Origin of the sequence: Paraburkholderia phosphatilytica, assembly GCF_003443895.1 — a bacterium.
Classification (GTDB): Bacteria; Pseudomonadota; Gammaproteobacteria; order Burkholderiales; family Burkholderiaceae; genus Paraburkholderia; species Paraburkholderia phosphatilytica.
The window spans coordinates 104217-123072 of sequence record NZ_QQOA01000008.1; the positions used below are offsets into that span (position 1 = coordinate 104217).

Annotated in this window: 19 protein-coding genes and 1 pseudogene; 6 read left to right on the forward strand and 14 right to left on the reverse strand. The window is 65.0% G+C overall.

The features are described 5' to 3' along the window. The 8 genes from DVS29_RS10790 to DVS29_RS10825 form a co-directional block, all read right to left on the reverse strand. On the reverse strand, positions 1-1059 hold the full coding sequence (locus DVS29_RS10790; RefSeq protein WP_118180449.1) for a fumarylacetoacetate hydrolase family protein: 1059 nt from the start codon (positions 1057-1059) through the stop codon (positions 1-3). Continuing rightward, complete coding sequence (locus tag DVS29_RS10795; protein ID WP_240655541.1) at positions 1056-1436, reverse strand: NifU family protein; 381 nt, start codon at positions 1434-1436, stop codon at positions 1056-1058. Before DVS29_RS10795 ends, DVS29_RS10790 begins: the two co-directional genes overlap by 4 nt. Beyond that, positions 1436-2485: an amidohydrolase family protein gene (locus DVS29_RS10800; protein WP_118180451.1), complete on the reverse strand. Its 1050-nt coding sequence runs from the start codon at positions 2483-2485 to the stop codon at positions 1436-1438. The genes DVS29_RS10795 and DVS29_RS10800 overlap by 1 nt, the downstream gene beginning before the upstream one ends. After that, positions 2482-2841 carry an NIPSNAP family protein gene (locus tag DVS29_RS10805; RefSeq protein WP_118180452.1) on the reverse strand — a complete coding sequence of 120 codons (360 nt, stop codon included), beginning with the start codon at positions 2839-2841 and terminating at the stop codon, positions 2482-2484. The genes DVS29_RS10800 and DVS29_RS10805 overlap by 4 nt, the downstream gene beginning before the upstream one ends. Continuing rightward, complete coding sequence (locus DVS29_RS10810; protein ID WP_118180453.1) at positions 2831-3739, reverse strand: NAD(P)-dependent oxidoreductase; 909 nt, start codon at positions 3737-3739, stop codon at positions 2831-2833. Before DVS29_RS10810 ends, DVS29_RS10805 begins: the two co-directional genes overlap by 11 nt. A gap of 97 nt (positions 3740-3836) precedes the next feature. Next, positions 3837-4598 carry an alpha/beta hydrolase family protein gene (locus DVS29_RS10815; RefSeq protein ID WP_164707892.1) on the reverse strand — a complete coding sequence of 254 codons (762 nt, stop codon included), beginning with the start codon at positions 4596-4598 and terminating at the stop codon, positions 3837-3839. Between the two features lie 111 nt (positions 4599-4709). Next, the gene (locus tag DVS29_RS10820; RefSeq protein ID WP_118180455.1) at positions 4710-5489 is read right to left on the reverse strand and encodes an SDR family oxidoreductase; all 780 of its coding nucleotides are present in this window, start codon (positions 5487-5489) and stop codon (positions 4710-4712) included. Continuing rightward, the gene (locus DVS29_RS10825) at positions 5486-6118 is read right to left on the reverse strand and encodes an SDR family oxidoreductase (RefSeq protein WP_118180456.1); all 633 of its coding nucleotides are present in this window, start codon (positions 6116-6118) and stop codon (positions 5486-5488) included. Before DVS29_RS10825 ends, DVS29_RS10820 begins: the two co-directional genes overlap by 4 nt. Positions 6119-6375: 257 nt before the next feature. Between DVS29_RS10825 and DVS29_RS10830 the strand changes: the two genes are divergently transcribed. Then, positions 6376-7113: a class II aldolase/adducin family protein gene (locus DVS29_RS10830; RefSeq protein WP_118180457.1), complete on the forward strand. Its 738-nt coding sequence runs from the start codon at positions 6376-6378 to the stop codon at positions 7111-7113. 30 nt (positions 7114-7143) lie between these two features. On the opposite strand, the gene DVS29_RS10835 is transcribed toward DVS29_RS10830, so the two are convergent. Both DVS29_RS10835 and DVS29_RS10840 read right to left on the reverse strand, forming a co-directional pair. Next, positions 7144-7791 carry a GntR family transcriptional regulator gene (locus tag DVS29_RS10835; RefSeq protein ID WP_118180458.1) on the reverse strand — a complete coding sequence of 216 codons (648 nt, stop codon included), beginning with the start codon at positions 7789-7791 and terminating at the stop codon, positions 7144-7146. Between the two features lie 90 nt (positions 7792-7881). Then, entirely contained in the window at positions 7882-9006 is a 1125-nt protein-coding gene (locus DVS29_RS10840; RefSeq protein ID WP_118180459.1) for a mandelate racemase/muconate lactonizing enzyme family protein, read from the reverse strand. A gap of 124 nt (positions 9007-9130) precedes the next feature. On the opposite strand from DVS29_RS10840, the gene DVS29_RS10845 reads away from it, so the two are divergent. The 4 genes from DVS29_RS10845 to DVS29_RS10865 all read left to right on the forward strand — a co-directional run bounded on the left by DVS29_RS10845 (position 9131) and on the right by DVS29_RS10865 (position 14222). Then, positions 9131-10015, forward strand: coding sequence for a LysR family transcriptional regulator (locus tag DVS29_RS10845; RefSeq protein ID WP_118180460.1), 885 nt, complete (start codon positions 9131-9133; stop codon positions 10013-10015). 138 nt (positions 10016-10153) lie between these two features. After that, positions 10154-11158, forward strand: a complete 1005-nt coding sequence (locus DVS29_RS10850) for a dihydrodipicolinate synthase family protein (RefSeq protein WP_118180461.1) — start codon at positions 10154-10156, stop codon at positions 11156-11158. Positions 11159-11245: 87 nt separating this feature from the next. Further along, positions 11246-12574, forward strand: a complete 1329-nt coding sequence (locus tag DVS29_RS10855; protein ID WP_118180462.1) for an MFS transporter — start codon at positions 11246-11248, stop codon at positions 12572-12574. 679 nt (positions 12575-13253) lie between these two features. Next, a complete protein-coding gene (locus DVS29_RS10865) occupies positions 13254-14222 on the forward strand; it encodes an MBL fold metallo-hydrolase (RefSeq protein WP_164707893.1) in 969 nt (322 codons plus the stop codon). A 110-nt stretch (positions 14223-14332) separates the two neighbouring features. Here the strand turns inward: DVS29_RS10865 and DVS29_RS10870 are convergent, their stop codons facing one another. After that, complete coding sequence (locus tag DVS29_RS10870) at positions 14333-14914, reverse strand: TetR/AcrR family transcriptional regulator (RefSeq protein ID WP_118180465.1); 582 nt, start codon at positions 14912-14914, stop codon at positions 14333-14335. A 202-nt stretch (positions 14915-15116) separates the two neighbouring features. On the opposite strand from DVS29_RS10870, the pseudogene DVS29_RS10875 reads away from it, so the two are divergent. After that, positions 15117-16118, forward strand: a pseudogene (locus tag DVS29_RS10875) (branched-chain amino acid ABC transporter substrate-binding protein); the annotation flags it as partial. A 204-nt stretch (positions 16119-16322) separates the two neighbouring features. On the opposite strand, the gene aroE reads toward DVS29_RS10875, so the two are convergent. From aroE to DVS29_RS10890, 3 genes are read right to left on the reverse strand one after another with little or no spacing between them, the layout of a single operon-like run. Continuing rightward, on the reverse strand, positions 16323-17156 hold the full coding sequence (gene aroE, locus DVS29_RS10880; RefSeq protein WP_118180467.1) for a shikimate dehydrogenase: 834 nt from the start codon (positions 17154-17156) through the stop codon (positions 16323-16325). Next, positions 17149-18396 carry a CaiB/BaiF CoA transferase family protein gene (locus DVS29_RS10885; RefSeq protein WP_118180468.1) on the reverse strand — a complete coding sequence of 416 codons (1248 nt, stop codon included), beginning with the start codon at positions 18394-18396 and terminating at the stop codon, positions 17149-17151. Before DVS29_RS10885 ends, aroE begins: the two co-directional genes overlap by 8 nt. Further along, the gene (locus DVS29_RS10890; protein ID WP_118180469.1) at positions 18396-18854 is read right to left on the reverse strand and encodes a MaoC family dehydratase; all 459 of its coding nucleotides are present in this window, start codon (positions 18852-18854) and stop codon (positions 18396-18398) included. The genes DVS29_RS10885 and DVS29_RS10890 overlap by 1 nt, the downstream gene beginning before the upstream one ends. Between the last annotated feature and the right edge of the window lie 2 nt (positions 18855-18856).

Sequence of the window (18856 nt, forward strand, 5' to 3'; positions counted from 1 at the left end):
TCAGAGCTCCTGTGCGTGAGTCGTCGCGGGCGATGGATGCGCGCCGGCCGCGAGCGTCGTTTCGTCGACGACGCGATTGCGCAGCGTGCCGATCGACTGGATCTGCGCTTCGATCACGTCGCCGTGCCTGAGCAGCCGTTCCGGGAAGCGCCGGTTGAAGCCGGCGACGCCGCTCGTCGTGCCGGTCGTGACGACATCGCCGGGTTCGAGCGTGAGCCGCGACGACCAGTACTCGATGATCCGGCCGCAGCTGTGGATCATGTGCCGGGTGTTGTCCTGCTGACGCGTTTCGCCGTTCACGCTCAGGCGGATGTCGAGCGCGCCGGGATCCGCGATGTCGTCCTCCGTCACGATGCAGGGGCCGAGCGGGCACGTCGTGTCGAGGTTCTTGCCCTGGAACACGACGCCCGTCGGCTTTTCCTGCACGATGAGGTCGCGCATGCTGATGTCGTTGACGATCGTGAAGCCCATCACGACGTCGCGCCAGCACCCGGCGGGCACGTTGCGGCAACGCGTGCCGATCACCATCGACAGCTCGATCTCGTAGTCGAGCTCTTCCGTGTACGTGGAGCGCACGATGTCGTCGTCGGGGCCGATTACCGCGGAGGGCATCTTCAGGAACGCCACCGGATAATCCGGCAGATCGCGCAGCACGCCCGCGCTGCGACCTTCCTGAATGTGGCCGGAATAGTTCGCGCCCACCGCGATGATCTTGCCGGGGCGCGCGAGCGGCGCGTGCAGCCGCACCTGCGCGAGCGGCCGGATCAGCGGGCCGGCTGCATGGCGCGCGGGGTCCTGTTCGAGCAGTTGCTGAGCATGCCGGAGCGCGTCGCGTGCTGCATCGAGCGACAGCGCGCCGCCTTGCAGCAGGCGCAGCATGTCGTGCGGAATGCGCACGGCGGCGATCGCGGCCGCAAAAGGATCGCCCGAGCTGTCGCGCAGATACCGCGCGTACGCATGCTGAAGATCCACCACCCGCGCGTTGTCGGGATCGCGGTCGAGCAGTGCGCCGATGCGGATCGCGCTGTCGGAGTCGGCGCTCCAGGACACGAGCTTCATCGCTGCACCTCGCGCGCGTGCTGCATCAGTCGAACGGCGCGGCGTTCGAGCGCATAAGGCGCGAAGTCGCGCGCCATGCGCGCCTGCGCCTCGTCGGAGATGCGCAGCCCCGCCACGCGGACCTCCTTGACGCCCGCAATGGCCAGCAGTGCAGGCCGCACCGAACCTTCGGCGGTGACCGCGCGCAGTTCGCAACCGACGCACATGCCGGTGAAGCGCACGGTCACGATGCCCGCGCCGTCATCCAGCGCGACGAGTTCCAGACCGCCCGCGTGCGCGCGGATCAGGCGCGACAGCGAAGCGATGGTTTCGGCGAGCAACGTGGGATCGATGCGCTTTCCTGGTGAATGGCAACGGGCCTGGCGAGCATCCATCATCAGACCACCTCCATCGTGATGCCGCGCAGCTTGCCGCCTTGCTCGAGCTCCGCTTTCTTCGCGTCGAGATCGATGCCCATCAGCCGCGCGAAGTTTTCGCCGAGGATCTTCTTTTTGTCATCGCGCGTGATCTGCGGATAGCCATAGTCGCGGCGCAGGTCGTCGGGAATCGACAGGCCCATGAACGCCTGCAGCGTCGGCGCGGGGCCGCCGGCAAGCGCCGCCTCGGAGGCCCACAGCAGCTTGTCGGGACCCACCATCTGCAGCAGACGGCCGAGATGCTCCTGCACGCGGCGCGGCGCGATCCGGTAAAAGCTGATATACCCCGCGAGCGACAGATACACGTTCGGAAAGCGCGCCGCGATCGACACCATCTGCTCGAAGTAGGGCAGCGCGAGGTGATGCACGATGAAGTTGATGTCGGGGAAATCGCGCGCCGGCGCCTGGAGGTCGTAGGGCAGCAGGTACTCCATGTTCTGGAGTCCCCACGGATTACCCTTGTGGAACTGCAGCACCTTCACGCCGGCTTCGCGCGCGCGTTCGTACATCGGATACGCGATGCGCTCGTCGTCGCACCGCCAGCAGTCCGCGACGCGGTCGTGGCCGTTGTAGAACTTGAACGAGCGCGCGCCCAGCTCGTGCACCTGGAAATCGATCTGCTCGAGCGCGTCGTCGAGGCCGCGATACATCGGGTCGACCCCGCCGCAGAACAGCACCTGGTCCGGGTACGCGGCGGACATCGCATACTGCGTCGCCACCGGCGATTCGCCATCCTTGAAGAGGTCGAACATCGGCACGACCTGGGCCATCGCCATGTCGGTCGCGGACTGCTGGAACACGAGGTCGTACATGTCCTCGGCTTCCCAGCGGCGTGCCCAGTTGAACGCGGGGTCGTCGAGCTTCGGATTGCCCGGCCAGCGCAGCGCCCTCACGTACCGGAGGATGCTGTCGCGCGTCACGGCTGCGTCGGGACGGTCCTCGCGCAGGTTCGCGGGGGACATGTCGTACAGATGGATCGCGTTGTCGAACACGAAGATGTCGTCGATCATCGGGGGCTCCCGGAGGCCGGTTCGAGAGAGAGGGGAGAGAACGGCATGGGCCGCAGGATCGCGTTGCGCATCGACAGCATCGGCGCCAGCTCGTCGACCTGCCGGCGGTATTGCGCCCAGCGCGGATCGCTTTCCACCGCGCCGCGGGCGGCCATCCGCGCAGCCACGTCGGCGTGCTGCCACAGGTGCGTGACTTCGTCGATCTGGCCCATCTCGGTCAGGTACATGCCAAGAAAACGCCCGCCGAACGCGGACACGTGTTCGCGCTGCACAGGCAGCGCGACGCGCTCCCACAGATCGAGCCAGGCCTTCAGCCGGTCCACCTTCACGCGGTAAAAACGCTGCTCAATGATCATGACGTGCGGCCCCCGTTGCGAGGCCGAGCGATGCGAACACCTCGTACAGCGCGGCGGCGTCCTGATCGGCGCGGCCCTGTTCCTGCGCGACGCGATAGATATCGAGCGCGGCGTCGAACAGCGGCGTCGTCGCGCCGTGCTGCTCGATGAAACCGGCGATGATGCGTGTGTCCTTGAACGGAATCGCGAGGTCGGCTGCCTTCGTGGCCGGATCGTCATAGACGCCGCTCAGCATCAGCGGCACGCGTGCGAGCCAGATGCCCGATGCGGCGGGGCTGTTGCGGATGATGTCGTCGATCAGCGCGAGATCGAGTCCCGCGCGTTCGGCGAAGCGCATGGTCTCCGCGACGAGCACCGTCGTCGTGCTGACGAAGTGGTTGACGACGAACTTCACGCGCGACGCGGTGCCGAATGGTCCAACGTAGCGATACTGGCGCGCGGTGGCCGCGAAGATGGGCGCTGCCGCGTGGCATGCGCTTTCGTCTCCGCTCGCGAGGACCGTGAGCGCGGCTGCCTTCGCCTGCACCGCACCGCCGATGATCGGGCAGTCGAGCAGCGTCGCGCCGCCGTGCGCGAGCAGATGTCCGGCGGCGCGCGCCTTGTCTTCGACGGCGAGCGTGCTGGTTTCCGCGATCACGTGCCGCCGGTCCGTGAGCGTCGCGAGCTGCGCGATCACGTCATCGAGCGCCTGCGGCGACGGCAGCGACAGCACGATCAGTCCGGCGAAATCCGCCAGGTCCGCGAGGCTGTCCGCCACCCTCACGCCCGCATCGGCGAGCAGCGTGCGCCGCTCCGGCGCCACGTCGAACGCCATCACGTCGAAGCCGGCCTTGAGCCAGTTCACACTCATCGGCAAGCCCATCAGACCGGCGCCGACGATACCCACACGCATCACCATGAAACCCTCCTTACCACCATCAGGACTGCATTGAATTCAATCCGAATGCACGACAGCGCGTGCGTGTGCCGTGCTGCATCCGGCTTGCGGTACGCCGTCAGCCGGCGAACACGCGCTCGAGAAACGCGACAGCCGGATCGATCACGAGATCGAAGCCGAACTGATAGGTTGGCGTGACGTCGGCGTAGTGATTCATGAACGGAATCAGATGCACGTCGGCGCGCGTGTTGCCGTGACGACGCAACGCCTCGTTCATCCACAGGGTCTGCTCGGGCGGCACGTGCATGTCGAACTGCCCGTGAATGCCGAGTACCGGCTGGTGGATCCGCGCGGCGTGGCTGATCGGCTGCACGTCTTCATAGAACGCGCGATGCTCGTCGGGCGCGCCGCCAAGCCACTGGCACAGCAACGCATAGCGTCCCGGCGCGTAGGGCGCGACGCCACGCACGTGCTGCAGCAGATCGGTTGGCGATCCGAACGAAATCGCCGCGCTCAACTCCGGAATCAGCGCGGCCGAGCGCAGCGCGCTCATGCCGCCGCGCGACATGCCGAACACTGCGACTTTGCCGGGTTCGACGTCGCTGCGCATCGCGAGCCAGTCGAACGCGAGACGCACGTCGGCCGGATCGTGCTCGGGCGAGCCGCCGCGATAGGTGATCGACAGCGCGTGATAGCCGGCGCGTGCGAAGCGCGTCGCGGCCCAGTCGATGCTGTCGAGAAGGCCCGTCGAAATGCCGCCGGGCATCAGGATCACCGCGGGTGCGCGCGCGGCACGCTCCGGGGCGATGTGTCGAACGGCGAGCGTAACGGCGCCGTCGTTCAGCGTGTGGTCGGTCGTGCGAAAGCGGTCACTGCACACAGGTTTCTCCGTGAACGGAAGTAGCAAAAGCGGGTGGACGTATCGAGCGGCCATCGCGTGAACCGACGGCGCAGGGCAGCGCGAACGCACGCATCGCGGCGGGCCTCATCGCTACAGCAATCCGCCGTTGACGTGCACCACTTCGCCGTTGATGCCGGCCGCAGCCGGCGTCGCGAGGAAGTGCACGACGTCCGCGATGTCCGCGGGTTCGGCGATCCGTCCGAGCGGCGTCGCGCCCTTGACGGTGGCGCGGCGAGCCTCGGTGGTTTGCGCGAGCATCGTCGCGGTTGCCGTCATGCCCGGCGACACGACGTTCGCCGTGATGCCTCGCGCGGCGACGTGGGGCGCCACGGCCCGGACGTACGCTTCGCTGGCAATCTTCGCGCCGGCATACGACGCCGTGCCCGGATAAGGCTGCGTCGCGGTGCTCGACGAGACGAACACGATGCGGCCGCCGTCGCGCAGCAAGGTCGCGGCGGCCTGCAGCGCGACGAACTGGCCTCGTGCGTTGAAACGCATCACGCGATCGAACTCCGCTTCGGTGGTTTCGGCAATCGGCTTCACGACCGCATCGCCGCCGGCGTTGAGCACCGCGATGTCGATGCCGCCGTGGCGTGTCACGACGCTGTCGAAGAGCGCACGAATCTGCTGCGGATCGCCGGCGTCGGCCTGCAGGGTTTCGGCATGGCCGCCTGCCGCATCGATCGTCCCGGCGACGTGCTGCGCATCGTCACGGGCGTGGGCATCGGGATAGTTGACGATGACGAGCGCGCCGCTTTGCGCGAGACGTCGCGCGATCTGCGCGCCGATGCCGAGACTCGCACCGGTGACGAGCGCGACGCGTCCGCTGAGAGGACGATCGTCCCTGGATGGCGTGACGACAGAGGTCATGCGTTGTCTCCTGCCGATGCCGATGCGCGCAGGACGCTGGTGCGCACGGTCTGGGCGTTGATCCAGCGTCCGTCCGGGCCCGCCATGAATGCGACCGCGCGGATCAGATCGGTGAAACCTTGCTCGTGCGCCTCCGCGGGTGCGCTGACGAGATTCACCGTGATGCCGCGCGCGCCGATTTCGCGCGTCAGCACACGGGCGAAGACCTGCACGGCCGCCGCGGCGCCCGCATGCGCGGCGTCGTTTCGTGTGCCGGCCAGCGCGACGAGCACCTTGCCGCCGTCGCGGACTCGCCGCGCCGCCTGTTGCAGCAGGAAGAACGGCGCCTTCACGAGCGCGTCCGCGATCGCGTCGTACTGGTCAAGCGAGAGTTCGGTCAGCGGCGTGGGCTCGTCGAGCGGGGCCAGCACATGGATCGCGATGTCGACGCCGCCGTGCGCGCGCTCTGCCGCGTCGAACGGCGCGGCGCAGGCCCACGCGCTCGCCGGCGCAGTCACGCTTCCGGCAACGAACGGCACGGCGCCTTCGGTCTTGAGGGCATCGGCGAGCGCGCGGCAAAGGCCGGCGTCCGCACCGGTCAGCAACGCGACCTTGCCCGCCAGACGGCTGGGGGAACGACCTGTCTCCATGACGATTCCTCGCGGACGACGGCCTGCTCACGAGGCCGTCATGCCGATTGAATTCAAATTGAATGCAAATTTAGGACTGCGCCGCCGGCTTGTCAACCGAGGGTATCTCCGGAGATGGCCAGATACGTGTTCAGCCGCGAAAATCCCGCTTCATATGATTAGAATTCAAAGTGAATTCAATTGGCGTGCGAGTCGAGGGCGAGTCCGGAAACCGCCCGGCGACGCGCGCAGGAACGGACGAACACGAGAACACGACTATGAGCGATATCCGCGTCAGCGACGCTGAACGGCAGGCCCGCATCGAACTGGCAGCGATCTACCGGCTGATCGACCTGCACGGCTGGGGCGAGAGCATCTACAACCATGTGTCGCTGCGGGTGCCCGATTCGCCGGGGCATTTCCTGATCAAGCGGCATGATCTGCTGTACAGCGAAGTTACGGCATCGAGTCTGGTCCGCGTGCCGGTGGCAGGCGATCTCGACGAGCGCGCGGGCGTGAACCGGCCGGGCTTCGTGCTGCACGGCGGCGTGCTCGCGAGCCGTCCGGATGTGCAGTGCGCGCTGCATCTGCACACGGCCGAGGGCATCGCGATGTCGGCGTGCGCGGAGCCGCTGCGCATGCTGTCGCAGTACGCGGTGCGTTTCTATGGCAGCGTCGGGTATCACACGTACGAGGGCATCACCGATGGCCTCGACGAACGCAGCCGCATCGAGCGCGCGCTCGGCAACAACAGCGCGCTGTTCATGCGCAACCACGGGGTGCTGGTGGTGGCGCAGGGCGCGCCGGGGGCGTTCATCCGCGTCAAGGATCTGCTGGAAGCGTGCCGGATCCAGCTGATGCTGAAAGCGGCGGGCGGCGAGCTGATCGAGATCGATCCGCAGGTGTGCGAACGCACCGTGCGGCAGTTCGCGTCCCACGACAACGGACGCGGCGGGGCGGACTGGCCGGCGTATCTGCGCACGCTCGACCGGCTCGATCCGTCGTACCGGGACTGACGGGAAGCGAGGCGAACGACGCGCCTCGCGTCAACGCGTGCGGAAATGACGGACGACGGTCTGCGCAACGCGCGCGAGGTGTTCCTCGGCGGCGTGCTGTGCAGCTGCGCCGTTGCGCGCGAGAATCGCTTCGAGAATCGCGTTGTGCTCGTCCAGCACGCCGCGCGGCGGAATGTGCTGCCGCACGCCTTCGATGCGCGGACGGCGCACGTGCCGCGACAGCAGCGTATGCAGGTCCACGAGCGCCGAGTTGCCGGTCATCGAGACCAGCGTGCGGTGAAACGACTGGTTCAGATCGAAGTAGCGGTCCGCGTCTTCCGAATCGAACTCCGCGGCGAAGCGGCGATGGATCTCGACGAGCTGCGCCAGCTCGGCGTCGCTCGCGTTCTCGCTGACGAATCGCGCGGCAAAGCCCTCCAGCGCGCCGAGCACACCGAGCTTGTCTTCGATCGTATCGACCGAGATCGGGCTGACGATCGCGCCACGGTGACGGAACAGCTGCACGAGGCCTTCGGTCGCGAGGATCTTCAGCGCATCGCGCAGCGGCGTGCGGGACACGCCCAGTTCTTCGCAGAGTTCGCGTTCGGAGATCGGCGTGCCCGGACGCAGCACGCCGTCGACGATCTTGTCGCGAAGAATGTCGGTTACCTGGTGATGAAGCTGTGATGTCCCGACCATGTGGCAAGCGGTGCGTAGTTATCGATGTGTGAGCTGCATCGTAGCATATTGAATTCAGATCGAATTCAGAATCGGGGCGAATACTGACCGCTAGCGCAAAACCGTCCACCGACCGTAGCGTGCGACGGCTTCCTCGTCGAACTCGAAGCCCAGCCCCGGTGTCTGGTGAAGCACGATACGCCCATTACGATGCGTGAGCTGGCGGTTGATGAGCCGACGGAAATTCAGCACCTGGTCGTCCCAGAAGTACTCGACATAGCGAGCATTCGTCGTCGCCGCCACGAGCGGCGCGTGCACGTCATGGAACCAGTGCGGACACATCACGACACCGTGGCTCGAGGCGGTGGCTGCGATGCGTCGCCATTCGCTGATGCCGCCACACACCGCGGCGTCCGTTTGCAGGATCGCCGCGCCGCCCTGTTCGAGCAGCTCGCGGTGATACCAGCGGCCATAGCCGATTTCGCCCGTCGCAACGGGCACGCGCGTGAGCTTCGCGAGCCGCGCGTGATTGGCGATATCGTCGGGGGAGAACGGCTCCTCGATGAAGTACGGATCGTACTGCTCGATGCGCTTCACGTGCTGAAGCGCCTGCGTTGCATCGGTCCAGCCGTTGTTGATGTCGATCATGAGTTCGACGTCGGGCCCGATCGCTTCGCGCGCGGCCCGCACGCGCGCCTCTTCCTCGCGTGGCGAGAGGCGTCCGCCTTTCATTTTCACCGCCTTGAACCCCATCTCGACGTAGCTTGCCATTTCCTCGCCGAGCATCGCCGGAGTCTTGCCTTCCAGGTAATACCCGCCGCTCGCGTAGGCGGGAACGCTCTCCAGTTCCACCGCGCCCAGATATTTGTGGAGCGGAACCTGATGCGTGCGCGCGTTCAGATCCCACAGCGCCGTGTCGAGAATGCTGATCGCGCGCATGACGGTGCCGGCACGTCCCTGCAATAACGCTTCCTGATACATCGACTGCCACAGTCCCTCCACCGCGTACGAATCCTGGCCGATCAGCACCGGTGCGAGCAACTGTTCGACCGCCACGCGCAGCAGGTCGCCGCCGCTACTGCCCACGTAGCAGAATCCGATGCCTTCCACGCCGTCGCTCGATCGCACCTTGACGATCCCATAGTGGCGAGTGGAAACCGTGCGTGTGGCAAACGACGTGACTTTGTCGAGCGGTACGCCGGCAGCGCAGACGGAAACCGATTCGATCCTTGGCATGACTGACTCCTCCTGGTTGAATGCCGCTCGCGTGTCGTTGGCGAGCTGACCGGGTCAAGTCTGATAGTCGCAGGACCGTAAAAACAGTATCCTTCGGCTTCTTCAAACCATAAAATTTCTATCGATGGACTCGCGCTATCTGCAGAGTTTCGTCTATGTGGTTGAGCTGGGCTCCATTGCCGAGGCCGCGCGCCGGCTGGACCTGACGCCCGCGGCCGTGGCGCAGCGCGTGAAGATGCTGGAGGAGGAACTCGGCGCGAAGCTGGTGCGACGCAACGGACGCACCGTGGGCACGACCGAGGCGGGCGAGCGCATCCTCGACCGGGCGCGTGCGGTCTTGCACGACATCCGCGACCTCAAATCCGATCTCGTCGACACCGCCGTGCTGGCCGGGCAACTCCGGCTGGGCGGCACGCCCTCGATGATGACTGGCCTGATACCGGATGCGCTGGCGCAGATGCTCGCGCGGCATCCGCAGATCGATATCTGGCTCGAGCCCGCGAATTCAGTCGAACTCTATCGCAAGGTGATACACGGGGAACTCGATGCCGCGGTACTCGTGCATCCACTGACGGACCTGCCGAAGAGCTGCGACTGGCACACCTTCCGCGAGGAGCCGCTCGTGCTGCTCACGCCCGCCACGATGCAGGTGGACGACGTGCACCGCGCCATCGAGACCGAACCGTTCGTGCGCTACGACCGCAATGCGGTGGGCGGACAACTTGCGGACGCCTATCTGCGTCAGCACAGTCTGCAGCCGCGCCAGCGCTGCGAACTGGACGGCCTCGACGCGATCGCCGTGCTGGTCGATCGAGGGCTCGGCGTGTCGCTCGTGCCCGACTGGCTCGGTTCGCGCTTTGCAGGTCTCTCGCTCACGCGATGGCCCATCCCCCATGCGTTCCCGAAACGCGCCGTGGGCTTGCTGTGGAACCGCTCGTCGGTGCGGATCAGGCTCGTGCGCGCCTTCCTCGAGGCCGCCGAGGCGTTCGTTGAACACAAAAATTCCTGAGGTGTGAAGCAAGCGGACCGTACTTTCACGTGCATTCCGGCAGCGTGATACTGCGCCGGCAGCGTCAGAACGCGGGCTCGACAGATGAACCGGCGGCACTGCACCGACTGCCCCGTACATCACCTGAAGGAGACCCGCATGAGCGCACATCCGGCCAGCGCCGACCCCAGCCAATCGATCGGCGAGCGCCTGCGCGGCGTGCTTTCGCCAGTCCTCACGCCGTTCGACGCAGAAGGGCTGCCTTCAATCCCGCGCCTGACGAAGCATTGCCGCTGGCTGATACGGCAAGGGGTAAGCCTGGCCTTGTTCGGTACCAACTCGGAGGCCAACTCGCTCTCGGTAGCCGAGCGGCGCGGCTTGCTGGACACCTTGCTGGAAGCGGGCTTGCCGGCCGCGAAGATGATGCCCGGCACCGGCGCCTGCGCACTGCCCGAAGCGGCCGAACTCACGCGTCACGCGGTGCAGGCGGGTTGCGCCGGCGTGCTGATGCTGCCGCCGTTTTTCTACAAGGGCGTGAGCGAGGAGGGGCTGTACCGTGCATTCGCGACAGTGATCGATACCGTGGCCGACGCACGATTGCGTCTGTACCTCTATCACATTCCGTCGGTTTCGCAGGTGAGCATCGGCTTCGGTCTGATCGAGCGGTTGCTGCACCGGTACTCCGGCGTGATTGCCGGCATCAAGGACAGCTCCGGCGACTGGACCCATACGCGGGCGTTGCTGGACGCTTTCCAGTCTCAGGACTTCGACGTATTCGCCGGCACCGAGACGCTGTTGCTGCCCACGCTGCTGCACGGCGGCGCCGGCTGCATTACGGCGACGGGCAACGTCAACCCCACGGCGATCGTGGCGCTGGCGCAAAGCTGGCAGGACGCCGGCGCCGCAGCGCAGCAGCTCGAGCTCAACGCTACGCGCGCAATCTTCCAGCGCTATCCGGTCATTGCCGCGATGAAAGCGGCGATCGCGTGGCAGTCGGGTGACGCGCAATGGGCGGCCGTGCGCGCGCCGCTGATCGAACTGGATCGCTTCCAGCAGGGCGAACTGCAGCACGCGCTGACCGCAATCGGCTTCCGCATCGACGATGCCGCCTCGCTCTCCGCCGCGGACGATACCGAGACCGCGTTCGCTGCCGCGGGACTCTGACGCACGCTGCACACGCAACATCCATAACAGACACGCCCGCTCGACATCGCGCGCGAAGCACGGGCCGGCGGGCGAGGAGACACAGCTATGTTCAGTCGTACAAACAATCCGGAGACGCGGTCCGCCAATACTGCCGACCTCGTGTTCCGACGCATTACCTGGCGCTTTATGCCGCTGCTCTTTGCGAGCTACGTAGCGGCCTATCTGGATCGGGTCAACGTTGGTTTCGCGAAACTGCAGATGCTGTCCAGTCTGCATTTCAGCGAAGCCGCATACGGGCTGGGCGCGGGCCTGTTCTTTATCGGCTATTTTCTGTTCGAAGTGCCAAGCAATCTGCTCATGCACCGGGTGGGTGCCCGCCGCTGGATCGCGCGGATCATGATTTCGTGGGCGGTACTGACGATGGCGACCGCATGGATTCGCACGCCGGTCATGTTTTACTTTGTGCGCTTTCTGCTCGGCGTGGCGGAAGCCGGTTTCTTTCCCGGGATGATCCTGTACCTGACGTACTGGTTTCCCTCGCATCGGCGCGGCCGCATGGTGGCGATCCTGATGGCCGGTATCCCCGTGTCGGGACTGCTGGGCGGCCCGCTTTCGGGCTTCCTCATGCATGCGCTGAACGGCGCGGGCGGTCTCGAAGGCTGGCAGTGGCTGTTCATCGTGGAGGCATTGCCCTCCGCGTTGCTGGGCGTCGTGGTGTACCGCTGGCTCGACGACCATGTCGCCGACGCGACCTGGCTGACTGACGAAGAAAAGCGTCGTGTCCAGGTCGAGATCGATACGGATGATGCGACGCGCACGCATGCTTCGGTGGCTGCGGTGTTCGGCTCCGCGCGCGTGTGGCTGCTGTGCCTGACGCTCTTCGGGATTGTGATGGGCTCGTATGCGATCGGTTTCTGGCAACCGTCGATCATCCGCAACACGGGTGTGCACGACCCGCTCATGATCGGCCTGCTGACGACCATCCCGTACGCCGCCGCGCTGGTTTCGATGATCGTCGTGGGCCGTCATGCGGACAACACACGTGAGCGCCGCTGGCATGTGATCGTTCCCGCGTTGACTGCCGCAACGGGCTTCACGCTCTGCGCGGCAAACGGCGACGATCCGCTGCTTTCGATGGCGGGCCTCACGCTCGCAGTCTCGGGCGTCGTGACCGCGCTGCCGATGTTCTGGGCACTGCCCACCGCATTCCTGGGCGGTACCGGCGCAGCGGCCGGCATTGCGCTCATCAACTGCACCGGCAATCTCGCGGGCTTCGTCAGCCCGACGGTGATCGGCTGGCTCAAGAGCCGCACGCATACGCTCGAATCCGGGCTCCTGCTCACCGCCGCCATGCTCGCGCTTTCCGCGCTGCTGGTGCTGATGTTCGTTCCCGCACGGCTCGAGGACCGGCAGAAATCGCCTTCGCCGGTCTGACCGCATACGAAAGAGGACGATCAGGTTGCGCGTCCTGCGGCGTCGCCGAACAGCCTGACCACGACGGAGCGCAACCATTGATTCGCTTGATCGTTGTGCTGTGATCGATGCCAGTGCTGCTTGAGGTCGGCTCCGGAAGACGACGACAAGTTCCCCGTCCACACCCCAGGAGCTTCGCCTTAGTCTCCGCGGAGCGCACGACCGGGAAGTTCATGCGCAAAGTGTCGACCGGCAGGCTCCGGGCAGAAGCGCACATCGCACGATGACTCGCGAAGCCGTAAAGGAGCTTGTGAAGAAGGACCGCCAACGCATTCTTGAGACAGGCATCCGAGCCCTTATCGGGCTAGAAAATCCGCATTCGAAAGTCGCTCAAAGTCTGCCCTTTGCGCACTTCGCCGGACTGGCAACAGGCTGTTGTCGAAGGGGGCGATGTCGCGCACGTAAAGCGACTTTCCTCGGTAAAGGTTGCCGTAGGGCCGCGAACCGGGTGAATCGACGAGTAACGTCTCCGCCTGTTTGAGTAACGCAGCGATTTGGAGTCCAATCAGGCAGTCAGGAGACTGGACGTAAAGAAGCATCACCGATGAGCAGATCATCGGCTTCCTGCGCAAGCCCTCGGCCGGACCCTGCTGGGACGTTGATCGTGCAAAATGACCGGCCACCAGGCCAAGGAGACGACATGGATTCGCAGACCACACCGCAGGAACCGGATCTGGATGACGACGGTCGCCGACGCAGGGATTTCGTTCGTGGCGGCTTCTCTTTGGGTGGCGCGATCGCGCTGGCAAGCACCGCCTCTGCGGCACCGAAAGATGACGGTTGGGCGACGCCTGCGCGCGCCGGCGGCAAGCTGCTGGTGCGTTGGCTCGGCGGTGGCGTCACGGAAATCGCCACACCTGACTACAAGCAGATTGCGTACGGCGACGCGTGGATCTGGAACAACGCGGGCTGGGATCGTTTCGGCGTGAAAAAGCCGCCGGAATATGCCAGCGCCAAGGGATTCGCCGACTATGTCGCGGGCAAAAATCCCGATGCGGTCTTTGTGCTGCTCACCCATGACCATGGTGACCACATGGGCGATTACTTCGAGATGCTCAAAGCGCTGAGCGACGCTGGGGTGCCGGTCAAGACCACGGGGCAGAGCGACATGATGCGCTCTGCGCTGGTGCCGGAGTTTCGTAAGGTGGGCCTGGATCCCACGAAAATCGTGGTGAACGGCGGGGCAGGGATGAACTTCGGCGGGGTGTCCCAGCACGGCGAGATGTCGGCGCACCTGATTCCCGCACTGCACTCCAACTTGTGCGGCTATCCGGCGGCGGCCTTCATGCTTGATATCGGTGGGATTCGTGTTTACCTGAGCGGAGACACCGATCTTTTCGGCGACATGCGGTTGATCGGTGAGCGTTACAAGCCCGACCTGGGCATTGTGTGTGTGGGCGGCGGGCCCTTCACGATGGATCCGCAGGACGCGGCACGGGCCAGTGCGTGGGTGGGTGGGTCCCATGGCATCCCGGTGCATTATGCGCACAACGGGCTGGTGCTGGGTGTCGAGGCGGGCGAGCAATACCGCCAGGCTGCCTCGCGCGCGGCACCGTCGCTGCAGGTTTCGGTAATGAAACCTGGCGAGCAGACGTTGATCACAGTCTGACGGTGTGCGCTGTGGTGGCTCGCGTGCCACGGGCTTTGCGGACACTCGACTGTCGCTTACGGGTCGGGACTCGACGATGAGACGAGGCCCGTCCGCCGATCCTGCCTCGCTCAGTCTGGCCAGGCTTCAAGGGCCCGCGCGACAGTACGTTGGAGTTCTTCCCGGGTCGCGCCGGCCTGCGCGGCAAAAGCCAGGCCCCAGCCCACCACCATCAGGTAGCGCGCGAGTTCATCCGGATCGGCTTCAGCTGGCAGATCGCCCCGGTCTTTGTCGTCCTGGAAGCGCTTTCGCAGGCGCTCCTGCCGCGCCTGCCGTTGCGCAGCCAGTTCCGCCCGGATCGACCCGGAGTCGTCGGCACCGCCCAGCGTGCAGTTCACTGCAAGACAGCCCGGCGGACGAGACCCGTCCGTATAGAGCTCGGCCAGCCGGCAAAGGAAAAATTCCGCGACACCACGCGACGTCGGTTGACGCAACGCTTCTTCGGCCTGACCGAGCCGCGTGTCGACATAGTGCTTCAGCACCCGCTTGAAGAGCGCTTCCTTGCTGCCGAACGCGAAGTAGAAGCTTGGCGGCGTAATCCCGATCGAAGCGGTCAGGTCGGCGAGCGACGTCCGTTCGTAGCCTTTACGCCAGAACAGTTCCGTCGCCGTCTCGATCGCCTTGTCGACATCGAAGAGCCTCGTCCGTGCCATACGCCTCCTTTCCGCATCGTCAGGATCAAATATAGCATTTGCTACAGAATTGTCTTGACATGCTTTCCAGTCGCTAATTATAGTGATCGCTATATTTTGCCGTCGAGTACTACCGCGGCGACGCGGGACGTTGAGGAGATAGCGTGATGCAAAAGACCATCCTGGTCGCCGCCGCGGCGACCTTGTCCGGCCCCAGCAGGCATACGGTCCGCAGATCACGCAGTCGGCCGCTTACGTTGCGGAGACGATCAATCGCGCCGGCGGCCTGCTGGGCGCGACGGTGGAAGTCATGTGCGCCGACGACAAGGGATCGCCCGACGAAGCGAACGCGCTAGCCGACAGGCTCACCCGCTCCGGCGCGTCGCTCGTGGTCGGGCACTATCTGTCCGCATGTTCGCTCGCGGCATCGCCGGTCTACGCCAAAGCAGGCCTGCTGCAGATCGCTCCATCGACCACCAACCCGTCGTTCACAGACACGGCGTGGGAGTCCGGCTGGCGCACCGTGTTTCGCACCTGCGGCCGCGACGACAAACAGGGGGCGCTGGCTGCCCGGTATATCGCGTCCCATCACGCGTCCTCGCGTATCGCAATCCTGCATAACGACTCGCCGTATGGTCAGGGGCTTGCGGACATCGTTCGCGCTTCACTGCGTACGCAAGGCTTCCATGAAGCCATGTATCGATGCGTGCGCGACGCGAGCGGCGGCCTTGACGAAACCGTGCGCGAGATGCTGGATCGACAGGTGGATTTCGTCTATATCGGCGGCTACTACACGGACGTCGGTCCGTTTCTCGTTGCCGCCCGGCGCGCGGGTTTTGCCGGAGTCGTCATGACAGGCGGTGCCAATGCGAACCATCGCCTGTATGACATCGCCGGCGATGCATCGGATGGACTACTGATGACCTGCAGACTCGACCCGCGCGCCGCACGCGAAGCGCGGCAGGCGGTGGCGGGCCTTCGGGCACGGGGTCTCGAGCCTGAGGGTTACACGCTATCAGCGGTGGCTGCGATGGCGATCTGGGCGGAAGCCGTCCGCTTCAGCGGATCGCTGGATGGCGATGTCGTGGCTGCCGCGATACGGTCCCATCAATTCGAGACCAGCTACGGAACGATTGCATTCGACGAGCGAGGCGATGTCGTGAATCCGGGCTATGCGGTGCAGTGTTGGGAAGGCGGTCGATATTCGGTCTTGTCGGGGGCTTAGCGATGCTTCGTCATGGCGGTTTCTGTTGAAAGAGCATGGACCGATTCAACCCGATGCGGACGACTGAGCAAAGCAGATTCAATGTCCGCGGCTGAAAGAAAAACTTGCCCGGGTTCTGGCGCGGAACGCTCAAGCTGCCGGAAGCCGATATCGCGGTTTGCTGTGATTGGGCGACTTCTACTTCATAGGTGTCTCCGTCGAAATTCAATCCAGCGGCACAGTAAGCCTGTCGATGACGGCGCGCGTCTGAGGACGCGCGCCACGCCACCATGCGAACGCTTCAGCGGCCTGCTCGACCAGCATGCCCACGCCGTCTGCGATACCGCGCACGCCAGCATTGCGCGCGAGCCGCAGGAATGGCGTGAGACGCTTGCCGTAGACGAGTTCATAGGCCGTGCTTCCGGGACTAAAGACCGTCGGCGGCAAGGGAGGCAGATTGCCCGTGAGACTCGCGGAGGTCGCATTGACCACCAGATCGAAGCGTCCCATCGTCTCGAGATCGCCGTAGGCACAGGCGAGCACCGAACCGCTCGCGCCCGCATCCTTGATCAGTGCGTCGGCTTTGGTTGTGTTCCGGTTCACGATGACGAATTCGGCGGGACGAGCGGCGAGAAACGGCAGCAACGCGCCACGCGCCGCGCCGCCCGCGCCGAGAATCAGCACGCGCTTGCCTTCGAGCGACACGCCCAGGTTCACCTCGATATCGCGTACGAGTCCGATTCCGTCGAAGTTCTCTGCGACGATGCGACCGTCGTCGAATTTCAATGCGTTGGCAGCGCCCGCCAGCGAGGCCCGTTCGCTGCGCTCATCGGCCATCGCGAACGCTTCGAGCTTGAAGGGCGCGGTGACATTCATTCCCTTTCCTCCCGAGACACAGAACGCTCGCACCACTTCAGCAAACGCGCCTTCCGGTTCGAGCGGGCCCTCGATCGCCGAATAGGCCATGTCCTGCTTCGTCGTTTCGGCGAAAACGCCGTGAATCAGCGGAGATTTCGTGTGTCCGATCGGGTTGCCGATCACTGCATACTGGTCAGTCATGAGGAATTCGCCTTGAATCGCCTGCAACCTGTCTGGAATAGAGAACACCCGCTGTACGCATCGCGTCGATCTCGGTAGCGGAAAAGCCAAGCGACTCCGCAACGTCTGCGTTGTGCTGACCGAGATCGGGCGCGACGTCGCGGATGGTCGTGTCGCAGTCGGAGAAACGGAAAGGCAGGTTGGGCAGGCGCAGCGTCCCGTAGCGCGGATGCTGCTGCTCCATCACCATCCCGCGTGCCTGAATCTGCGGATCGGCAAGCACCTCGTCGATGCGCTGCACCTTCGCGCACGGCACGTCGATACCGTCCAGAAGCTTCAGGATCTGCGCGACCGGGCGTGCGGCAACCCAAGGCTCCACGACGGACAGAATCTCCGCACGATGCAGGTTGCGGCCCACGCTGTCGTGGAATCGCGCGTCTGCGCCGAAGCCTGCCGGACCGCCTTGCGATTCGATGAGCGTTGCCAGACGCTTCCAGGCTTCGTCGACCTGAGCCGCGATCACCAGGTCGCCATCGGCGGCGCGAAATACGCCATAGAGTGTCGACGTGGGCATGTCGTGTCCCGTCTGCTCCGGCAGAACGCCGCGCAGCGTGTAGCACTGCACCGCGTACTCGTGCATCGAGACGAGGGTGTCGTACAGCGCCATGTCGATGTGCTGACCGTGGCCGCTCTTCGCGCGGCCTAGCAGCGCCGCGTTGATCGCGGCCACCGCGTGGATGCCCGTGTACATGTCGCCCAGCGAGATGCGCAGGAGCGGTGGCGGCTCGCCAGGCGTGCCAACCATCTGCATGATGCCGCTCTTCGCTTCGGCGATCAGGCCGAAACCGGCGCGATGCGCATCCGGCCCGGTGTGACCGTATGCGGAGATCGAGCAGTAAACAAGCCGCGGATTGCGCTTCGACAACTCGGCGTAGCCGAGACCAAGCTTCTCCAGCGCGCCTGGCCGGTAGTTCTCGACGAACACATCCGCTGACTCGCACAGGCGTCGCATGAACTCCTGGCCGCGCGGGTCTTTCATGTCGACGCTGACGCCGCGCTTGCCCATGTTGAGCTGCAGGAAGTAGCCGCTTTGCTGGTCATCGAGCACCGTCGCATGCTGACGGCCCGCGTCGCCGCTGCCGGGACGTTCGACCTTGATGACTTCAGCGCCGAGCGCCGCCAGACACCGGCCGACATACGGACCCGCGAGGAAGTGGCTGTAGTCGACGACGCGAATGCCTTCGAGAGGACGGGGCTGCATCAGAACGCTCCCGGCCGGCGCGGCACCATCAGGCGATGCTCGCCATGCTGCACGACCTGCCCGTCCTGACTGATCAGCTCTGAAGGCAATACGACAATGCCCCAGTCTGGACGGCTCTTGCTCGCACGCATCGCACCGACGCGAAATTTCACGTGCAGCACGTCGTTGACCTTGATCGGCAGCAGGAAGTCCCACGTCCAGCCGAGCGACATGCCCGGCAGGAAGCGATAGTCGCTCTGAGACTTCAGACCGTCTGCGATCGAAAGACCGAACAGACCATGCGCGACGATGCTGCCGAAGTGGCTTGCGCTCGCATAGTCTTCGTCGACGTGCACGGGCGTATGGTCACCGGTGAGATCGGCGTACGCGAGGATGCGTTCCTTCGTCACGGTGTATTGAGGGCTGATGCATTCGTCGCCTTCGGTCGCATCGTCCCAGTATTTCTCGACAACCGTCATGC